Origin of the sequence: Streptomyces sp. NBC_01433, from assembly GCF_026340105.1 — a bacterium.
Classification (GTDB): Bacteria; Actinomycetota; Actinomycetes; order Streptomycetales; family Streptomycetaceae; genus Streptomyces.
In genome coordinates this window covers 23,083-41,333 of record NZ_JAPEPM010000003.1, presented here as the reverse complement: position 1 = coordinate 41,333, position 18,251 = coordinate 23,083, and the positions used below count along the sequence as shown (strand labels likewise).

Genomic DNA, 18,251 nt, shown 5'->3' with positions numbered 1-18,251 from the left:
CCATAACTCAGCGGAACATGTCACCCACACTCCGTAGTCAACCGATCAGAGGGGGATCTGACGGAGCGACAGGGCTGATGGAGGGAGCTTGCCGCGCACACGGATGAATTTCCGCGCTCCGGCGCCACGGGCCACACGGGGCGACGCCGTTGCGCGCCCGAGCGGCCATGAATGGTCAGCCATGAAAGGTTTCAGTCTCAACGTGCCTATTGACGTAGCACACCCACAACTCTAGCTTCACTGCCGTGAAACGATTCATCATCGAGTCGTAACGGAGCCGCGTTGTGATCAACAGAGGACGACTGCTCAGCAACACCGCCGCCACCGCCCTGGGAGCCGCCCTCTCCGGCGGCGCCGCCGACGCGGTCCGGGTCGCCGGACCGGGCGTCGAATACGTACACCATCCGCTCGGCCTCGACACTCCGCGCCCCAGGCTGAGTTGGCCGCTCACCTCCGACCGGCCCGGCCACCGGCAGAGCGCCTACCGGCTGCGGGTCGCCACGGACCCCGGGCGGCTGGCCGAACCGGACGTCTGGGACAGCGGCAAGGTCGCGTCCGGCCAGTCGGTCCTGGTGCCGTACGCAAGACCGCCCCTGGTGTCCCGCACGCGCTACTTCTGGTCGGTGCGAGTCTGGGACGCCGACGGCACGGCCTCCGGATGGAGCGCGCCGTCCTGGTGGGAGACCGGACTCCTGGAGGCCACCGACTGGTCCGCGCGGTGGATCGGCGCGCCCGTCGCGCTGACCGGCGCACCCGCGCTGGACGACGCCTCATGGATCTGGTTCCCCGAAGGCGATCCGGCCACCAGCGCGCCCGCGGCGACGCGTTGGTTCCGCGGCCGGGCCGACGTCCCGCCGGGCGTCACCCGCGCCCGCCTGGTACTGACCGCCGACGACGGCTTCACCGCCCATGTGAACGGCGCCGAGGTGGCGCACACCGAGGCGGACGGCCCCGCGCGGAACTGGAGCCGCCCGGTCCTCGTGGATGTGACCTCGCGCCTCCGGCCGGGCGCCAACGTGATCGCGGTGTCCGCCACCAACGCCGTGGCCGGACCGGCCGGGCTGCTGGGCGTACTGGAACTCACCACCGCCGACGGGGTGCGCACCCTCCCCACCGGCGCCGACTGGCGCACCGTGGACCGGGAGCCCGAGGGCGACCGGCGGTCCGCCGGTTACGACGACACCGCCTGGTCCGCCGCCGCCGTCCTCGCCCCCTGGGGCTCCGGCCCCTGGGGGAAGGTCCCGGTGGCGCACTCCCCCGCCGGCCGGCTGCGCCAGGAGTTCCGGCTGGGGCGCCGAAACGTGGCACGGGCCCGCCTGTACTCCACGGCGCTCGGCCTGTACGAGGCGTATCTGAACGGCGAGCGGGTCGGCGAGGACCGGCTCGCGCCGGGCTGGACCGACTACCGCAAGCGGGTCCAGTACCAGACGTACGACGTGACGGCCCTGCTCCGGCCCGGCGGCAAAGCGCTCGCGGTGACGCTGGCCGCTGGCTGGTACGCGGGCAGCATCGGTTGGTTCGGCCCGCACCAGTACGGAGAACAGCCCGCCGTGCTGGCTCAGTTGGAGATCACCTACACCGACGGAACGAGCGAGCGGGTGGTCTCGGACACCGGCTGGCGCGCGGCTGCCGGGCCGGTCACCGAGGCCGACCTGATGGCGGGCGAGACGTACGACGGCCGCCTGGAGACGGACGGGTGGACACGCACCGGATTCGACGACAGCGCGTGGACCGGGGCGGACGCCGTCGACGGGGTCACCGCGGTGGTGGTCGCCGGGGTGGACGGGCCCTCCCGGGTGGCACAGGAGCTGACGGCCCGCGCGGTGACCGAGCCCGAGCCCGGCGTGTTCGTCTTCGACCTCGGCCAGAACATGGTGGGGACGGCCCGGCTGACGGTCAGCGGTCCGGCCGGAACCACCGTGCGGATGCGGCACGCCGAGGTGCTCAACCCGGACGGCACGATCTACACCGCCAATCTGCGCACCGCCCGCGCCACGGACACGTACATCCTCAAGGGGCGCGGGACGGAGACGTACGAGCCGCGCTTCACCTTCCACGGCTTCCGCTATGTCGAGGTCACCGGATATCCCGGCCGGCCGTCGCGCGACGCCGTCGTGGGGCGCGTGATCCATACCGCGGCGCCCTTCACGATGGACTTCTCCACGAACGTTCCCCAGCTCGACCAGCTGCACAGCAACATCACTTGGGGCCAGCGCGGGAACTTCGTCTCGATTCCGACCGACACCCCGGCACGGGACGAACGGCTCGGCTGGACCGGTGACATCAACGTGTTCGCCCCCACCGCCGCGTACACGATGGAGTCGGCCCGCTTCCTCACCAAGTGGCTCCAGGATCTGCGTGACGACCAGGCCACCGACGGCGCCTTCCCGGACGTGGCGCCGCTCGTCGGGCCGGTCGGCAAGGGCGTGGCGGGGTGGGGCGACGCCGGGGTCACCGTGCCCTGGGCGCTGTACCGGGCGTACGGGGACGTGAGGGTGCTGGAGCAGTCCTGGGCCTCGATGGTGAAGTGGCTGGACTACCTCACCACCCACAGCACGGGCCTGCTGCGCCCCGACGAGGGGTACGGCGACTGGCTCAACATCCAGGACGAGACGCCCAAGGACGTCATCGGTACGGCGTACTTCGCGCACAGCGCCGATCTCGTGGCCCGGACCGCCGGGGTGCTGGGCAAGGACCCGGAGCCGTACCGGGCGCTGTTCGGCCGGGTCCGGGAGGCGTTCCGGGCCGCCTATGTCTCGGCGGGCGGACGGGTGAAGGGGGACACGCAGACGGCGTACGTGCTGGCTCTGTCCATGGATCCGCTCACCGCGACCGACCGGGGGCCCGCCGCCGACCGGCTGGTCGCGCTGATCGAGGCGAAGGACTGGCATCTGTCGACCGGCTTCCTCGGTACCCCACGACTGCTCCCGGTGCTCACCGCCACCGGCCATACGGACGTCGCCTACCGGCTGCTGACACAGCGGACGTTCCCCAGCTGGGGCTATCAGATCGACCGGGGCGCGACCACGATGTGGGAGCGCTGGGACTCCATCAGGCCGGACGGAAGTTTCCTGGACGCCGGGATGAACTCGTTCAACCACTACGCGTACGGCTCGGTCGGCGAATGGATGTACGCGAACATCGCGGGCATCGCCCCGGGCGCCCCGGGCTTCCGGAAGATCGTGGTCCGGCCGCGCCCCGGCGGCGGGGTGACCAAGGCTCAAGGCCGCTTCGACTCGCTCTACGGACCGGTCACCACCCGCTGGTCGACGGGCCGGAAGGGGTTCTCGCCGCGGGTCTCGTTCCCCGCCAACACCACCGCCGAGGTCTGGGTCCCGGGCGGCAGCAGCGCCTCGGCCGAGGGCGGCTCGGCGCGGTTCCTCCGGCTGGACGAGGGATGCGCCGTGTTCGCGGCGGGTTCGGGAACACATCGCTTCACCGCGGCCTGAGCCCGTCGCGGGCGGGTGGCACTCGGGGTGGTGCGGTCCCGTGGACCGGACCGCACCCCCCTCTGTGCTCAGCTGCCGTCGCCGCCTGTGCCGACCCGGCGCAGGGTGCGCAGCAGATACTCCTTGCGGTGCAGCGGATCGTGGTCGGTGCGCGAGCGCTCCGGGGGCGTTCCGGTGACCGGCAGGTGGTGCGCGAAGGCGGACTCCAGGACGCCCTCCCCCCGCGTCATCTCCGGCAGCAGCTGCTGGAGTTCATGCACACGGGCGGCCGGGACGTCTCCTTCCAGCGTGCATGTCGAGCCCCGGACCACGGGTGTCCCCGGCACGGCGCGCAGCCGGGCGAGCACCGGCACCAGCGGCCCGAAGGTGTCGTACGGCAGCTCGATCCGGAAGCGGTGCATCGGCTCGTACACCCTGGTTCCGGCCTCCCGCAGGGCGCTCATCAGCACCAGGGGCGTCAGGTGGCGGAAGTCACCGGCGGTGCTCGACATCGTCTTGTCGAACGTCGCATGGGAATGGCTCTGCCGGGGCCAGTATCCCGAATGTGTCATCGTGACCACGCAGTCGGTGACCTGCCAGCCGTGAATTCCCTGACGCAGTGTGGTCAGTACGGTTTCCTCCACCGCTCTCATGAAGGAATACGGCATGGAGCCGAGTTCCACTTCCCGCCGGAATTCCACTCCGCTGCCGAGCGGGGCGGGATCGACCCGGAGTCCGACGGTGGCGAGAAAGGGGTTGGGGTCCTTGTCGATGATCTCGAAGGCGGCGCCCGTGCCGACGGGCCGCTCCAGGCAGATGGTCGTGGTCTCGCGGAACGTGACCTCGACGCCGAACTCGTCCGCCAGCGTCGCCTGGATGACCTCCTTCTGCACCTCGCCGTAGAGGGAGACGGACACCTCCTGCCGGATGTCGTCGTGCCGCAGAGCGATCAGCGGGTCCTGTTCGGCGAGCCGTCCGAGGGCGAGGTGCAGGGTGCCCCGGTCCGCCCGGCGGTGGGGGACGACGACCGTTTCCAGGGTCGGCGGGGCGAAGTGGTGCACCACCGGTTCGGCCGCCGCGTCGCCGATCGTGTCGCCGATCCGGATGTCCCCGAACCCCCGGATCCGGGCGATCCGGCCCGCGTCGACGCAATGACGGCGCGCCTCCGTGCCCCTGTCGAAGACGCTGATCGCGGAGACCTTGCCCTCGCCCTGTGTCCCGTCCGCGCTGCGGAACCGGAGCACTTCGCGCGTACGCACCGTCCCGGTGAACATCCGGATGTACGCGATCTTCTCCCCCGTCGGACCGCGGTCGACCTTGAACACCGTGCCGGAGGCCGGGCTGTGGGCGTCGCCCGGTGCGGTGGGCAGCAGTTCGGTGATTCCGGCGACCAGGTCGGCGACACCCGCACCCGTGGCGGCGGAGCCGAAGAAGACCGGATGCACCAGCGCCCGCCCGGTCTGCGCGGCCAGTGCGCCGCGGAGCCGCTCGTACGGGACGGCCGTCGGATCGTCGACGTACGCGGCGAGCAGGTCGTCGTCGTGGGCGGTGAGCAGGTCGGTCAGCGCGGCGGTGAAGGCGGCGTCGGCTGCCGTGAACGGGGTGCCGCGCGCGCCGCGGGTGCCCAGCCCCTGGGCCGAGCCCATCGCGACGATGTCCGGGGAGAGCCGTTCCGCGATGCTCGCGAGGAGCTGTTCGTACTGTGCTCCGGCCCGGTCGGTCTTGTTGACGAAGATCAGGGTCGGGATGCGCAGCCTGCGCAGCGTCCGCATCAGGACGCGGGTCTGCGCCTGGACGCCCTCCACGGCGGAGACGACCAGCACGGCGCCGTCGAGCACGCCGAGGACCCGTTCCACCTCGGCGATGAAGTCCGGGTGGCCCGGGGTGTCGATCAGGTTGACCGCGATGTCGTCGATGACGAAGGAGACGACGGCGGACTTGATCGTGATGCCGCGCTGCCGTTCCAGGTCGAGCGAATCGGTCTGTGTACTGCCGTCGTCGACGCTGCCGATTTCGTCGATGACTCCGGCGGCGTGGAGCAGCCGCTCGGTCAGGCTTGTCTTACCGGCGTCGACGTGCGCCAGAATTCCCAGATTCAACGTGTGCACTGAGCTTCATGCCCTCAAGATAGGTGTGAATTCCTGTCTGGGTGGACACAAAAGCTCCGCGCATAATCATCTCCTGGGTCGAATGCGTGTGCCGGGATTACAGCAGGGCGGCGTCGCACCCCGCAACCGATTAATTGCTTCGGCCGTCCCCCGGAGCACCCGTGAGGTGCGGGAAGCGCCATTCGGTACGGCTGCGCATCGTGTCGCCGGGGCGCAGCACGGTGCTCGGGTGGGCGGGGCGGTTGGGTGAGTCGGGGAGGTGCTGGGTCTCCAGGCAGACCGAGCCGTGGCGCCCGTGGCGGCGGCCCCGGGCATCGGTGAACGTGCCGTCGAGCTGGTTGGCGGTGTAGACCTGGATGCCCGGTTCCGTGGTCCAAATCTCCAGCGTCCGGGCCGCGTCGGGGGCGGTGAGACGTGCGGCGCGGCGCAGGTCGCCGGGGTGCCAGGGGCCGGTGGCCGGGTGCGTGTCCGCGTCCGGATCCATGTCCGTGCCCACGTCCGGGTCGCGGAGGATCCAGCAGTGGTCGAAGCCGCCCGCCAGGCGTAGTTGCTCGTCCGGGAGGGCGATCCGCTCCCCCACCCGGCGCGGTGCCGTGAGGTCGAACGGGGTGCCCCGCACGGGCACCGCGGGTCCCTCGGGGATGCCGTCGGGGCCGACCGGGAGGTAGTGGTCGGCGTCGACCTCCAGCGTGTGGCCGAGGATGTCGCCGCCGCCCAGGTTGAGGTAGGCGTGGTTGGTGAGGTTGACGACCGTGGGGCGGTCGGTGGTCGCGGTGTAGTCGAGGGCGAAGGTGCCGGTGGTGTCGAGGGTGTAGGTCACGGCGGCGTCCAGCGCACCGGGAAAGCCCATGTCGCCGTCGGGGCTGCGCAGGGTGAGCCGGAGGGCCGCGGCGGTGTGGGTGACCCGGGCGGTGGCCCGCCACACCTTGGTGTGGAAGCCGTCGGGGCCGCCGTGCAGCGCGTGGCCCCGGTCATTGGCGGGGATGTGGTGCGTGGTGCCGTCGAGGGGGAAGCGGCCGTGTGCGATGCGGTTGGCGTAGCGTCCGACGACGGCACCGAAGTAGGGGTTCTCGCCGGTGTAGTCGTCGATCCCGGTGAGCGACCGGACGATGTGACCGGGGAACCCGGCGGTGTCCGGCACGGTGAGGCTGTGCAGGACACCGCCGTACGTGAGGACTTCGGCCCGGACTCCCGTACCGGAGTCGAGGGTCCAGAGGTCGGCCTCCGTATGACCGTGGGCGGAGCCGAACGGTGTGCGGTGCGCGGTGGGGCTGGGCATCGGCGTTCCTTGTGGGGAGCGCGCCGCCGGGCGAGGGCCCTACGGGCCGAGGGGGCCGGGGCCGGTTCGGGGCGCGGTGGATTCGCGGACGATGAGGCGGTATCCGGGGCGTGGCCGCCGGGGCTCGGACACCGGCTTTCCCGTGAGGCGCTCCACGAGGCTGTCCACGGCGAGCCGGGCGATGGCTTCCTTGTCGGGGGCGATGGTGGTGAGGGTGGTCGTGCCGTACCGGCTCTCCTCGATGTCGTCGAAGCCGACGACGGCGATGTCGGCCGGGACGGCGAGCCGGCGCTCCGTGATCGTGCGCATGGCCCCGACCGCGATGAGGTCGTTGTAGGCGAACACCGCGTCGGGCCGCTCCCCCCGGTCGAGGAGGGAGGCCATGGCCGCGGCCCCGTCCTCGCGGCCGTAGCCGTCGGTGACCACCACCAGGGACTCGTCCGGCTCGATGCCCGCCGCCACCAGTTCCTCGCGCCAGCCCCGCAGCCGCAGGTGGGCGGGCTGGCGTTCGCGGCCGGTGCGGGAGCCGAGGAACGCGATCCGGCGGTGCCCGTTGTCGATCAGGTGGCGTACGGCCTCGCGGGACGCGGCCACGTTGTCGATGGCGATGTGGTCGTACGGGGCCTCGTACTCGCGCTCCCCCAGCAGGACGAGCGGCGCCGTCTCGGTGCGTGCCATCAGGTCCTCCGTCTCCAGATGGATGGGGCTGAGGATGAGGCCGTCGATCACATGGGACCGGAATCCCTGACTGACCAGCAGTTCCTTCTCGCGGAGGCCCGCGGTGTGGTCGACCAGCACGGTGTAGTCGTGCCGGGCGGCCGCGTCGACGACGGCTCCGGCCAGTTCCGCGAAGTACGGGTTGCCGAACTCGGGCACCGCGAGGGCGATGATGCCGGTGCGGCCCTTGCGCAGGTGCCGGGCGGTGAGGTTCGGCCGGTAGCCGAGCTCGTCGATCGCCTGCTGCACCTTGGCCCGCATCTTGGGTGTGACGTGCTGATAGTTGTTCACCACGTTCGACACGGTCTTGATGGACACGCCCGCCCGTTGCGCAACGTCCTTGAGGCTGACGCCCACGGCACTCCTTGACTTGGATTCGGCTCTGCCCGGCCCCGACGGGTTCAGGTGGTTCTGCGACTGCGCGCCAGATAGCGCTGGGCCACGACGACAACGATAAGGAAGCCCCCGCTGACCACCGACTGGTACGAGGAGTTGAGCGAGCCGATCTGGTTGATGAGGTTCTGGATGACGGCGAGCAGCAGAACGCCCCAGAGCGTGCCGCTGATCGAACCGGCACCGCCGACGAGCAGCGTTCCGCCGATGACGACGGCGGAGATCGCGTCCAGCTCCATGCCCACGCCGACGATGGTGACGCCGGAGGACAGCCTGGCCGCGTTGAGCGCCCCGGCAAGTCCGGCCAGCAGCCCGCTGAGCGTGTAGACGAGGATCTTCGTACGGGCGACGGGGAGGCCCATCAGGGTGGCGGCGTCACCACTGCCTCCGACGGCGAACAGGGTCTGCCCGAACGAGGTGCGCTGGAGCAGCAGGCCACCCGCCCCGAACAGCACCAGGGCGATCAGGATCGGGTACCCGAAGCCCTGGACGCTGCCCTGTCCCAGCTCGGCGAAGGCGGACCCTTTGGGCACCAGATACGTGGTGGCGCCCTCGTCGGTGAGGGCGAGGAGGATACCCCGGGCCGCGAGCAGGGTGGCGAGGGTGACGATGAAGGGCGCCATTCCCGCCCGCGCGATCAGGAAGCCGTTGAGCAGTCCGATCGCGCCGCACGCCACGAGGGGCACCAGCAGTGCGGGCAGGAGGCCCCATTGCGAGGCCCAGGCGGCCAGGACCCCGCCGAGGGCGAAGACGGAGCCGACCGACAGGTCGATGCCGCCGGTGATGATGACCAGCGTCATGCCGAGGGCGACGACGGCGAGGAACGACGCCTGCACGGTCACCCCGCGGGCGTTGTCCAGGGAGGCGAACGTCGGGTAGACGAACGAGGCGATGACCACGACGGTCAGCAGGACCGCGAGGACGCCCTGGCGCTGGACGAGTTCGGCGATGCGCTGCCGGGGTGCCGGTTCGGGGCCGGCGAGGGGGCGGGGCGCGCCGCCGGGTCCGGCCGCGGGTGTCTTCCGCGGTGCCGGGGCCCGGGGCGCGGGGGCGGGGGTGGTTTCGTTCATCGGGACCGACGCTCCCGGGCGACGTAGACGGCGGCGATGATGATGGCCGCCTGGGCGATCTGTGCGGTGGAGTCGGGCAGGTCGTGCTTGACGAGCGTGGCGCGCAGCAGCTGCATCAGCAGGGCGCCCGCCACGGTGCCGAGCACCCGGATGGAGCCTCCGCCCAGCGGCGTGCCGCCGACCACGACCGCCGTGATGGCGGACAGTTCCATGAGGGTGCCCATCGAGGACGGGTCGCTGGCGGTGAGTCTCGCGGTCGCGAGGATGCCGGCCAGGGCGGCCAGCACTCCGCAGAGCACGTACACGCCGATGAGTACGCGGGTGACGGGCAGTCCGGCCAGGGTGGCCGCCGAGCGGTTGCCGCCGATGGCGACGAGCCGGCGGCCGAAGGTGGTGCGGTGGACCAGGAACGCGACGGCCACGGCGAGCGCGCCCGCGATCAGCACGACCAGGGGGATTCCGAGGAACGAACCGGTTCCCAGGGCGAGCAGATCCGGGTTGACGATCTGCTTGAGCCGCCCGTCGGCCAGGACCAGGGCCAGGCCCCGGCCCCCGACGAACAGCGCGAGGGTGGCGACGATGGGCTGGAGCCCGACGAGGGAGACCAGGGTCCCGTTGACCGCGCCGACGACCGCGCCCGCCAGCATCGCGACGACGAGCGCGGGCACGAGCCCGTATCCGAGGTAGAGCGGCAGGAGCGCCGTGGCCAGGGCCATGGTGGAGCCGACGGACAGGTCGATGCCCTCGGTGCCGATGACCAGGGCCATGCCCAGGGCGACGATCACGATGGGAGCGACCTGGACGAGCTGGGTACGCAGGTTGTCGGCGGTCATGAAGTGTTCGGTGAACAGGGCGTTGAAGAGCAGCACCACGACGACGGCGGCGTACACGCCGTACTCCTGGTACCAGGCGGGGTCGCGCAGCCGCGCGAGGGGGTTCGCGGCGGGTTTCGTGGGCGGGGAGAGCGTGGCGGGGGTGGTCATCGGGGGTCCTCCTGAGCGGCCGGGGCCTTCCCAATGGGCTCCGGCGTGTGGTCGGCGAGCACGGCGAGCAGGCGGCTCTCCGCCACGTCGTCGCCCGCCAGTTCGCCCGCGACGGAGCCCCCGCGCAGGACGACGACGCGGTCGGCGCCCTCGATGAGTTCCTCGATGTCGGAGGAGATGAGCAGGACCGCCAGGCCCTCGCGGGCCAGGTCGTCGATGAGGCTCTGGACCTCGGCCTTGGCGCCGACATCGATGCCCCGGGTGGGTTCGTCCAGCAGCAGGACCTTGGGTTCCAGGCAGAGCCAGCGGGCCAGCAGCACCTTCTGCTGGTTGCCGCCGGACAGCTCACCGACCTTCTGCTCGGGGCTGGACGCCTTGATCCGCAGGCGCTTCATGAAGATGTCGACGATGCGGTCCTGCCTGGCCCGGGAGATGACTCCGGCGCGGGAGAGGCGGGGCATGGCCGCCAGCACGATGTTCTCGCGGACGGAGAGACCGGGGACGATCCCGTCGGCCTTGCGGTCCTCGGGCAGCCGGCTGATGCCCGCCCGGATCGCGGCCGCCGGGGTGAGGCGGCTCAGCCGGTGGCCGTCGACGCTCACGTCTCCGGCGTCCAGGCCGAGCGCGCCGGACAGGGCCTTGGCCGTCTCGCTTCGACCGGAGCCGAGGAGTCCGCCGAGTCCGAGCACCTCGCCCGCGTACAACGACAGGGATATGTCGTGGAGTTGGTGGCGGCTGGAGAGTCCCGTGGCGGTGAGCACGGGGGTACGGGCCGCGTCGTGTCCCCCGGCGGCGAAGCCGGTGACCCCGGAGCGGCGCACCTCGGCCATGTCGCGGCCGAGCATCATCGACACCAGTTGCATCCGGTCCAGGTCCGCGAGGTCGCCGGTATGGATGTGGCGGCCGTCGCGCAGCACGGTGACGCGGTCGCAGACGCGGTACAGCTCGTCCATGCGGTGGCTGACGTAGAGAACCGCGATGCCCTGGCCGCGCAGGTTCGCGATGACCCGGAAGAGCGTCTCCACCTCGCGCGGTTCGAGGGAGGAGGTGGGTTCGTCCATGATGACGACCTGGGCGCGGACGGAGACGGCACGTGCCAGCGCGACCATCTGCTGGGTGCCGATTCCCAGGGTGTGCAGGGGCCTTCGGGGGTCGAGGCGGACGCCGAAACCGTCGAGGAGGTCGGTCGTCTCGCGGTGCATCCGGGCGAAGTCGATGAGCCCGAGGCGGTTCTTGGGCTCGCGGCCGAGGAAGACGTTGCGCGCCACGCTCATCAGCGGGACGAGGTTCACCTCCTGATAGATGGTGGAGATCCCGGCCTGCTGGGCCTCGGACGGCCGGGCGAAGCGGACCGGCGATCCGGCCATCCGCAGTTCGCCCCCGTCGGGCCGGTAGACCCCGGTCAGCACCTTGATGAGGGTGGATTTCCCGGCGCCGTTCTCACCGACCAGCGCATGGGTCTCCCCGGCGCGCAGGGCGAAGGAGACGTCGTCGAGGGCGACGACCCCCGGGAACCGCTTGCTCACCGAGCGGGCCTCCAGCACGGCGCCGGCGGGAAGCGCCAGGGCTCCGGCGGCTGTTGGGGCGTGGGGGGCCGCCGCGGTGTTGGGGGTTGCTCGGGTTCCGGAAGCTTCGGGAGTTCCGGGGGCTCCTGAGGCTGCCGGGACTGCGGTCGAGGCGGCCGCCACGGGCCCGGCGGGGGCCTGCGACGGCTCGGGTACTGCTTCGGGTGGTGCCATCGAACCTGACCTTCCGGTGTTACGGGAGTGTGGGCCCGGCGGCCGTCGTGGCGCCGGGCAGCGCCGCGACGGCCATGAGCCGGAGGGAGGGGTCAGTACGGTCAGTACGCGCCGCCGAGGGATGCCTCGGCGTTGGACTCGTCGTACGCGCGGTCGGTGATGATCACGTTCTCCGGGATCTCCTCACCGCCGTAGAACTTCCGCGCGGTCGCGAAGGCCAGCGGTCCGAAGCGCGGATTGGACTCGATGACTGCGTTGTATTCGCCGTTGACCAGTGCCTGCACCGCGTTGCGGGTGCCGTCGACCGAGACGATCTTGACGTCCTTGCCGGGCTTCTTCCCGGCGGCCTTGAGCGCGGTGACCGCACCGAGGCCCATCTCGTCGTTCTCCGCGTAGACGGCGGTGATGTCGGGCTTGGACTGGATGAGCTGTTCCATGACCTGCTGGCCCTTGTCCCGGGCGAACTCGCCGGTCTGCTGGGCGACGATCTCGATGCCCGGCGCCTCGGCCTTGATCCGGTCGACGAAGCCCTTGGTCCGGTCGGTGGTGACGTTGTTGCCGGAGGCACCGAGGAGGATGGCGACCTTGCCCTTGCCGCCGGTCGCCTTGATCATCGCGTCGGCGGCGCGCTTGCCCTGCTCGACGAAGTCGGAGCCGAGGAAGGCCACATAGTCCTTGCAGGCCGTGGAGTTGACCTTGCGGTCGATGGTGAGGACGGGCACCTTCTTGGCGGCGGCGGCCTTCAGGGCGGGTTCCAGACCGTCCGAGTTCAGCGGGGCGACGATGAGGAACTGGGCGCCCTGCGACAGCATGTCCTGGATGTCACTGATCTGCTTGGAGAGCTGCGACTGCGCGTTGGTGGTGAGCAGTTTCTTGACGCCGACCTTCTTGGCCTCGTCCTTGATGGACTGGGTCTCGGCGATACGGAACGGGTTGGCCTCCTTCTCCGACTGGGAGAAGCCGACCACCGCGTCCTTGAGGTCCAGCTTCGGCGCGCCGTAGGTCTGCAGCGAACAGCCCGAACCGGAGCTGCTCTGGGGGGACTCGGCCGCCTGGGCGCCCTGGCCGCTGCCGGAACCCGCGCTGTTCGTGGTCTCCGACTTGGCGCAGCCGGCGGCGGCCAGCGTGGCGGTGGCCGCGAGCAGGCAGGCCGCGGCGAGGGTACGGGATCGGCGCTGGATCATCATGCGCGGGACGCTCCTTGGCGGATTGACCGCACGCCGATCGGCGTGCGGTCGGGACAGAAACGATGACTGGATGACGTGACGGCCGCTCGGCGGCCGAGGGGACCGCATGACTCACGCCCCTTCGCCGTCCTGCGCGAACGGCGGGCGAGGGGGCTTGCGCGGCCTGTCGGCGGCTCGGTTTACAACGTTATATAGGCGGTGCGGCACAGGCGGCAAGAGCGTGGTCGGTGCGTTTCCAAAATGTGCCGCCGTCCTGCGGCGGCGGTGCGAGAGGGTGGTCAACTCCTCGGATGCGTAAGGGATTTGCGCACGCCGATTCCGCGCCGAAGCTTCGGCGGGCGCGATGAGGAGGGCCGCGACGCAGAGGTCCACGCGGAGGGCCGCGACGCGGGCGACCTGCCGGACCGGCCGGGCGGCGATGAGCGTCGTGTCGCCGCTCGGCCGGCCCCTCCGCGGACGCCTACGGCCGTTCGCCGCTGTGGAGCGCGCTCACCTCGTCGTCGGTGAGCGCCCTGTCGTACACCTTCACCTGGTCGATGGATCCGTCGAAGAAGTCAACGTTGCCACCACCCCACTTGGCGCGGCCCACGGAGAGCGGCCCGGTGCTGACGTCGGCGGGACCCGCCGCGGCGGTCGCCACCGGCTTCCCGTCGACGTACAGCTTCAGCTCGTCCCCGTCGCGTACACCGACGAGGTGGTACCACGCGCCCATCCGCGGCTTCATCTCCAGCCGCGCGCGGTGGCCGCCCGGGGTGCTGAAGGCGAACGCGCCCTGTCCGTACTGGAGATAGAACGGATTCTCCTGACGCCGGCCGTCCTGGCTGACCACCGTGGTGTAGTTGCCCGGGAGCGAGTCCAGTGACGCCCAGGCCGACACCGAGTAGGTCCCGGTGGTGTCGACCACCGGGCCGCGGGTCTCGGCGTACTGTCCGGCGCCGTCGAACCTGAGGGCGGAGCCCTTCACGCCCGGTGTCCAGGAGGCGCCCGCGACGAGTGCCAGGGGCGCCCGGTTGGGGCCGCTGTCGGCGGCGGTCGTGCCCCTGCCCTCGTCCAGCGACCATGCGGCGCCGCCCTTCAGCCCGTCGCGGTCACCGGCCGCCGCGCCCGCCGCGATGACCTCCTGATTGATCCGGCGGACCTTGACGGGGTCGACCTTGACCTCCCTGCGGTCGTATGTCCAGAGGCCGTTGAGTTCATTCTCCAGGTCGCTGACCTGGGTGTACACAGAGCCGGACAGCTCGGCGCCGGCGGCCGCGAGGTAGTACGTACGGGTGTTGTCGACGTACTTCGCGGTGAGCGCGGCCTTGTCCGCGACCCCGCTGTAGATGGCGGCGGGAGCGCCAGGCCACATGTGCCCGGGGGTACGGAGCGTGAATCCGCCGTGCTCGCCGTCCATCGCGGCCCGGTGGTCGGGGAACGGTGCGTCGTTGTTCACGTAGTCGTGGTGGTCGAGGATGTCGCCCTTGCCGGAATCACCCTTCGAGGAGCAGCAGTTGACCCCGCTGTGGGCGTTGACGACACGGGACGGGTCATCGGCCTTCACCGCTTCGGCGATCTTTCCGGTCTCGGTGCGGTCCCACTCGCCCCAGCCCTCGTTGAAGACGATCCAGCCGCCGATCGAGGGCGAGTTGTGCAGTTGCCTCATCATCTCCGCGCCCTGGGAGAGAAAGGCCCGCTTGCCCTGGTCGCCGTTGATGTCGCTGGAGACGAAGTCCTGCCACACCAGCAGACCGAGCCGGTCGGCGTGGTAGTACCACCGGGGCGACTCCACCTTGATGTGCTTGCGCACCGCGTTGAAACCGAGGTCCTTCTGTGCCTTGAGGTCGAAGGTGAGCGCCGCGTCGCTGGGCTGGGTGTAGAGGCCGTCGGGCCAGAATCCCTGGTCCAGCATGGCGAGGGAGAAGAAGGGCTTTCCGTTGAGCACGAGCTTCTGGTAGCCGCCCACCTTGTCGATCTTCAGGGAGCGCATCCCGAAGTAGCTCTCGACGGTGTCCGTGGACCGGCCGTCGGTCAGGGTCACATCGAGTTCGTACAGGTACGGGTCGTCCGGCGACCAGAGGTGCGGGTTCCGCACCGGCACGGTCAGCGCGCGGTTGGCCGGTCCGGAGACCGTGCCGACGACCTTGCCCCTGCGGTCGCGGGCGACGGCCTTGACGCGGGCTCCGGCCGAGGCGTCGGCGGAGTTGACGGTCAGCGCGAGCGTGCCGCTGCCGATGTCCGGGGTGGTCGTCAGCGTGTCCACGGAGGCGGGGGCGACCGGTTCCATCCACACGGTCTGCCAGATGCCGGAGGAGGGGGTGTAGACGATGCCGCCTGGGTTCGTGGACTGCTTGCCCTTGGGCTGGTCGGGTCCGGTCACGTCGGTGACGGCCACGACGATCTCCTGCGGGCCGCGGCCCTTCAGCGCGTCGGTGATGTCGGCGCTGAATGCGGTGTAGCCGCCGGTGTGTTCGGTGACCTTCGTGCCGTTGACCCAGACCGTGGCCCGGTAGTCGACGGCGTCGAAGTTGAGCTTCAGCCGCTGGGCCCCGCTGCCGTTGCCGCCGACGGACCAGTTCTTCGGCACCGTGACGAGCCTGCGGTAGAACATGTGGTCCTCATGGCGTTCCAGGCCCGACAGCTGGGACTCCACGGGGAACGGCACGGTGATGCGCTCGCCGAGCCTCTTGCCGAAGACGGGCCGCTCGCCCTCAGTGGCCCCGGCGAACTCCCAGGGGCCGTTGAGGTTCTGCCACTTGGCCCGCACCTGCTGCGGCCGGGGGTACTCGGGCAACGGGTGGTCGCGGTCGAGCTTGTCGCCCCACGAGGTGGTCAGCCGGTGCGTGGAGAGATTCCTGGCCGTGCGGCTGATCTCCGGGACGATCTCGCCGCCCGACCGGAGACCGCCCTCACCGTCGTACGCGAACCGCACCTGCTGGCCCTTCTGCACGGGCCCGGCGAGCGTGACAATGAGCGCCTCGGGGTTGTCCGAGGCCCTGACGACCGACTTCACCGGCATCGGGGAAGTGTCGGTCTCGATCCGGAGGTGGTCCTTGACGCCCGCGATGTCGCTGACCCGGTCCTCGAAGGTGGCCTGGATCCGGGTGCCGTCCTCGGCGACACTCAGGCCCACCGGGTAGACCTCGAAGCCCGCGGGCGGGGTGAAGGCGGACTCGGGCACGATCTGCTTCTTGAGCTTCTCGCTCGACCAGCGCAGGAACATGTTGGCGCCGCCGGTGTCCTGGAACATCTCCAGCCGGAACTCGTGCGGCTCTCCGGCGGTCAACGCGACGGGTTCGCTGGTCTGTTCGTTGTCCCAGTCCGGCTGCCAGTGGTCGATGACAACGTTGCCGTCGAGGAAGAGTCGGAATCCGTTGTCGCCGCTGGCGGCGAAGGTGTAGTCGCCTGTCTCGGGCGCCTCCAGAAGGCCGGTCCAGCGGGCCGTCGTGTGTTCGGTTCTGCCGGTCGCGGACTCGAACGCACCGGTGAGTGCGGGGAAGTTGATCTCCGGATCCAGGGCTGTCGCACCGAGCTCGGCGAAGTCGCGGGCACCGGGGGCGGACATGCTGAAGTACTCACCCTTCAGCCCGTTCACCTCGATGGCCGGGTCGTCGTCGGCGAAGGCGGTCGCCGCGGCTCCGGCGGGCGCGGCAAGCGCTCCGGCGGGCTTGGCGGGCGCGGCGGCAGCCGCCGGGACCAGGGTGGCACCGAGGGGCATCAGTAGAGCCGCGGCACAGGCCAGCGCCCTGAACAGGGCTCGGGGGCGGGGGTGTTGTCGTCTCAAGGCGTCGTCCTCGTCGAAGGAGCCGAAGTGCCTCGGACCTGTGAGGCACAGCACATGGTCGAACATTGAGCCACACCGCCAAACGCACCACAACGGTCGTGCACGCAAAATTTCCAACGATAGAAATTTGGCGTGGACGCACCCCCCGACCACCCGGCCGGGGGACACGGCCCGGAGCAGGCAGAACTCGTCCGCCCGCCCGCTCGTCCACCCGCCCGCCCTTCGCCGGTGCGGTCTCACCACGAGGCCGCGGAAGCTGACACCGGTTCCTACGCCTACACCTACGCGCGCGACCGAGCGGCCCGGCAGCCGGGCGACCGAGCGACCGGCCCGATCCGGGGCGGACGCGAGCGGCCCGGAGCTACGGCCCGTCGCGCGCCGCACGCCCCGACAGCCCGGCCCTTGCGTTACCCGCAGTGGGATTACCCATTGTCTTCCTCATACGAAACGACCGTCGGTGCGCGGCCGGGCGGCTCCCATCCCGACTTCGCGGTGGACGACGTACCGGCGTTCACCTCGTACGCGACAGGACTCGGCGCCCTGATCGAGGCGCGGTAAACGGAGTTGACCGTGCTGCGCTCCCCCGGCGGGCAGCCGTCCCGCGTCGTCCCATGGCGCGGGCGGAAGAACCGGCCGCCGGTCGTCACCGACCCTCTGGGCGTCAGCCGGTCCTGGCACGAGGAGTGCGGGGCCGTGTTCGTGAGCAGGGGCGCGCACTGGATCGTGATGCGAAATCCGGCGGGATCCGGCGGGATCCGGCGGGATCCGGCGGGATCCGGCGGGATCCGCCTGCTGCCTCACGGGCCGTGCCCCCTGGACGGGCGGGGCGGCCGACGGCTCGATCACGACCGCCGGAATTCTCCGGACACGGTCCATGCAATCCGTGAGCGGGGGTAGGCGAACCACTGTCAAGGTGCCGACTCGACGGAGTGAGTGTGAATGAGTACCGAAGACCACATTCCGATGGCGCCTTCACCCGTTGGGGAGACGCGTACCGAGTTCGTCTGCCGGCCTCAGCGGGCCGCCGAAGCGCGCGAGGCGGTCGCCTCGTTCCTGCTGCGGCTGAATCCCGCTCCGGCCGCGCACACGGTCCAGAATCTGCTGCTGCTCGTGTCGGAGCTGGTCACCAACGCGCTCCGGCACGCCGGAGGTGTCACCGCGCTGTGGCTGAAGGTCGACCGCAGCGGCGTCCATATCAGCGTCACCGATCCGAGCTCCGTCCATCCCCAGCCCCGCGCGCCCGACCTGACGGGGCGGACCGGCGGCTTCGGATGGCTGATGGTGCGGCGGCTGGCCCCCGGGGTCAGCGTGCGTGACCGGGCCGGTGGCGGCAAGGTCATCACGGCCAGCGTTCCGCACTGACCGCCGACGGACACCGACGTACGCCGATGGCCGCCGCGCCCACGAGCCGCCCGGCGGCCGATGACCGGGTCGGCCGACGCCCCGGTGCGAGCGTCCGCCGACCGGGAACGTACGACGGCCGGGTACGAGTGTCCGACGACCGGGGAGGTGCGTCGGTACGCGGGTCGCCCGGCGCTCCGGAGCCGATCGCGAGACTCGGGTGCGGTGGCTGGTTGTACGCGG

Annotated in this window: 11 protein-coding genes; 3 read left to right on the top strand and 8 right to left on the bottom strand. The window is 70.8% G+C overall.

The window, feature by feature from the left end:
• The first annotated feature begins 284 nt into the window (after nucleotides 1–284).
• Entirely contained in the window at nucleotides 285–3,449 is a 3,165-nt protein-coding gene (locus OG413_RS37010; protein WP_266813398.1) for an alpha-L-rhamnosidase, read from the top strand.
• 68 nt (nucleotides 3,450–3,517) lie between these two features.
• Here OG413_RS37010 and OG413_RS37005 read toward each other — a convergent pair whose 3' ends face one another.
• From OG413_RS37005 to OG413_RS36970, 8 genes are all read right to left on the bottom strand, one after another.
• Entirely contained in the window at nucleotides 3,518–5,536 is a 2,019-nt protein-coding gene (locus OG413_RS37005; protein WP_266813396.1) for a translation factor GTPase family protein, read from the bottom strand.
• A gap of 130 nt (nucleotides 5,537–5,666) precedes the next feature.
• On the bottom strand, nucleotides 5,667–6,815 hold the full coding sequence (locus tag OG413_RS37000) for an aldose epimerase family protein (protein WP_266813394.1): 1,149 nt from the start codon (nucleotides 6,813–6,815) through the stop codon (nucleotides 5,667–5,669).
• 39 nt (nucleotides 6,816–6,854) lie between these two features.
• Nucleotides 6,855–7,889 carry a LacI family DNA-binding transcriptional regulator gene (locus tag OG413_RS36995; protein WP_266813392.1) on the bottom strand — a complete coding sequence of 345 codons (1,035 nt, stop codon included), beginning with the start codon at nucleotides 7,887–7,889 and terminating at the stop codon, nucleotides 6,855–6,857.
• A 44-nt stretch (nucleotides 7,890–7,933) separates the two neighbouring features.
• Nucleotides 7,934–8,995 (bottom strand): ABC transporter permease, encoded by a 1,062-nt coding sequence (locus OG413_RS36990; protein ID WP_266813390.1) that lies wholly within the window; start codon nucleotides 8,993–8,995, stop codon nucleotides 7,934–7,936.
• The gene (locus OG413_RS36985) at nucleotides 8,992–9,978 is read right to left on the bottom strand and encodes an ABC transporter permease (protein WP_266813388.1); all 987 of its coding nucleotides are present in this window, start codon (nucleotides 9,976–9,978) and stop codon (nucleotides 8,992–8,994) included. The genes OG413_RS36990 and OG413_RS36985 overlap by 4 nt, the downstream gene beginning before the upstream one ends.
• The gene (locus OG413_RS36980) at nucleotides 9,975–11,522 is read right to left on the bottom strand and encodes a sugar ABC transporter ATP-binding protein (protein WP_266814241.1); all 1,548 of its coding nucleotides are present in this window, start codon (nucleotides 11,520–11,522) and stop codon (nucleotides 9,975–9,977) included. The genes OG413_RS36985 and OG413_RS36980 overlap by 4 nt, the downstream gene beginning before the upstream one ends.
• Nucleotides 11,523–11,818: 296 nt before the next feature.
• Nucleotides 11,819–12,904 (bottom strand): ABC transporter substrate-binding protein, encoded by a 1,086-nt coding sequence (locus tag OG413_RS36975; protein WP_266813386.1) that lies wholly within the window; start codon nucleotides 12,902–12,904, stop codon nucleotides 11,819–11,821.
• Nucleotides 12,905–13,364: 460 nt separating this feature from the next.
• Complete coding sequence (locus OG413_RS36970) at nucleotides 13,365–16,733, bottom strand: LamG-like jellyroll fold domain-containing protein (RefSeq protein ID WP_266813384.1); 3,369 nt, start codon at nucleotides 16,731–16,733, stop codon at nucleotides 13,365–13,367.
• 363 nt (nucleotides 16,734–17,096) lie between these two features.
• Here OG413_RS36970 and OG413_RS36965 point away from each other — a divergent pair, with 363 nt between their 5' ends.
• The gene (locus OG413_RS36965; RefSeq protein ID WP_266813382.1) at nucleotides 17,097–17,225 is read left to right on the top strand and encodes a hypothetical protein; all 129 of its coding nucleotides are present in this window, start codon (nucleotides 17,097–17,099) and stop codon (nucleotides 17,223–17,225) included.
• A gap of 381 nt (nucleotides 17,226–17,606) precedes the next feature.
• A complete protein-coding gene (locus OG413_RS36960; RefSeq protein WP_266813380.1) occupies nucleotides 17,607–18,029 on the top strand; it encodes an ATP-binding protein in 423 nt (140 codons plus the stop codon).
• Nucleotides 18,030–18,251 lie beyond the last annotated feature (222 nt).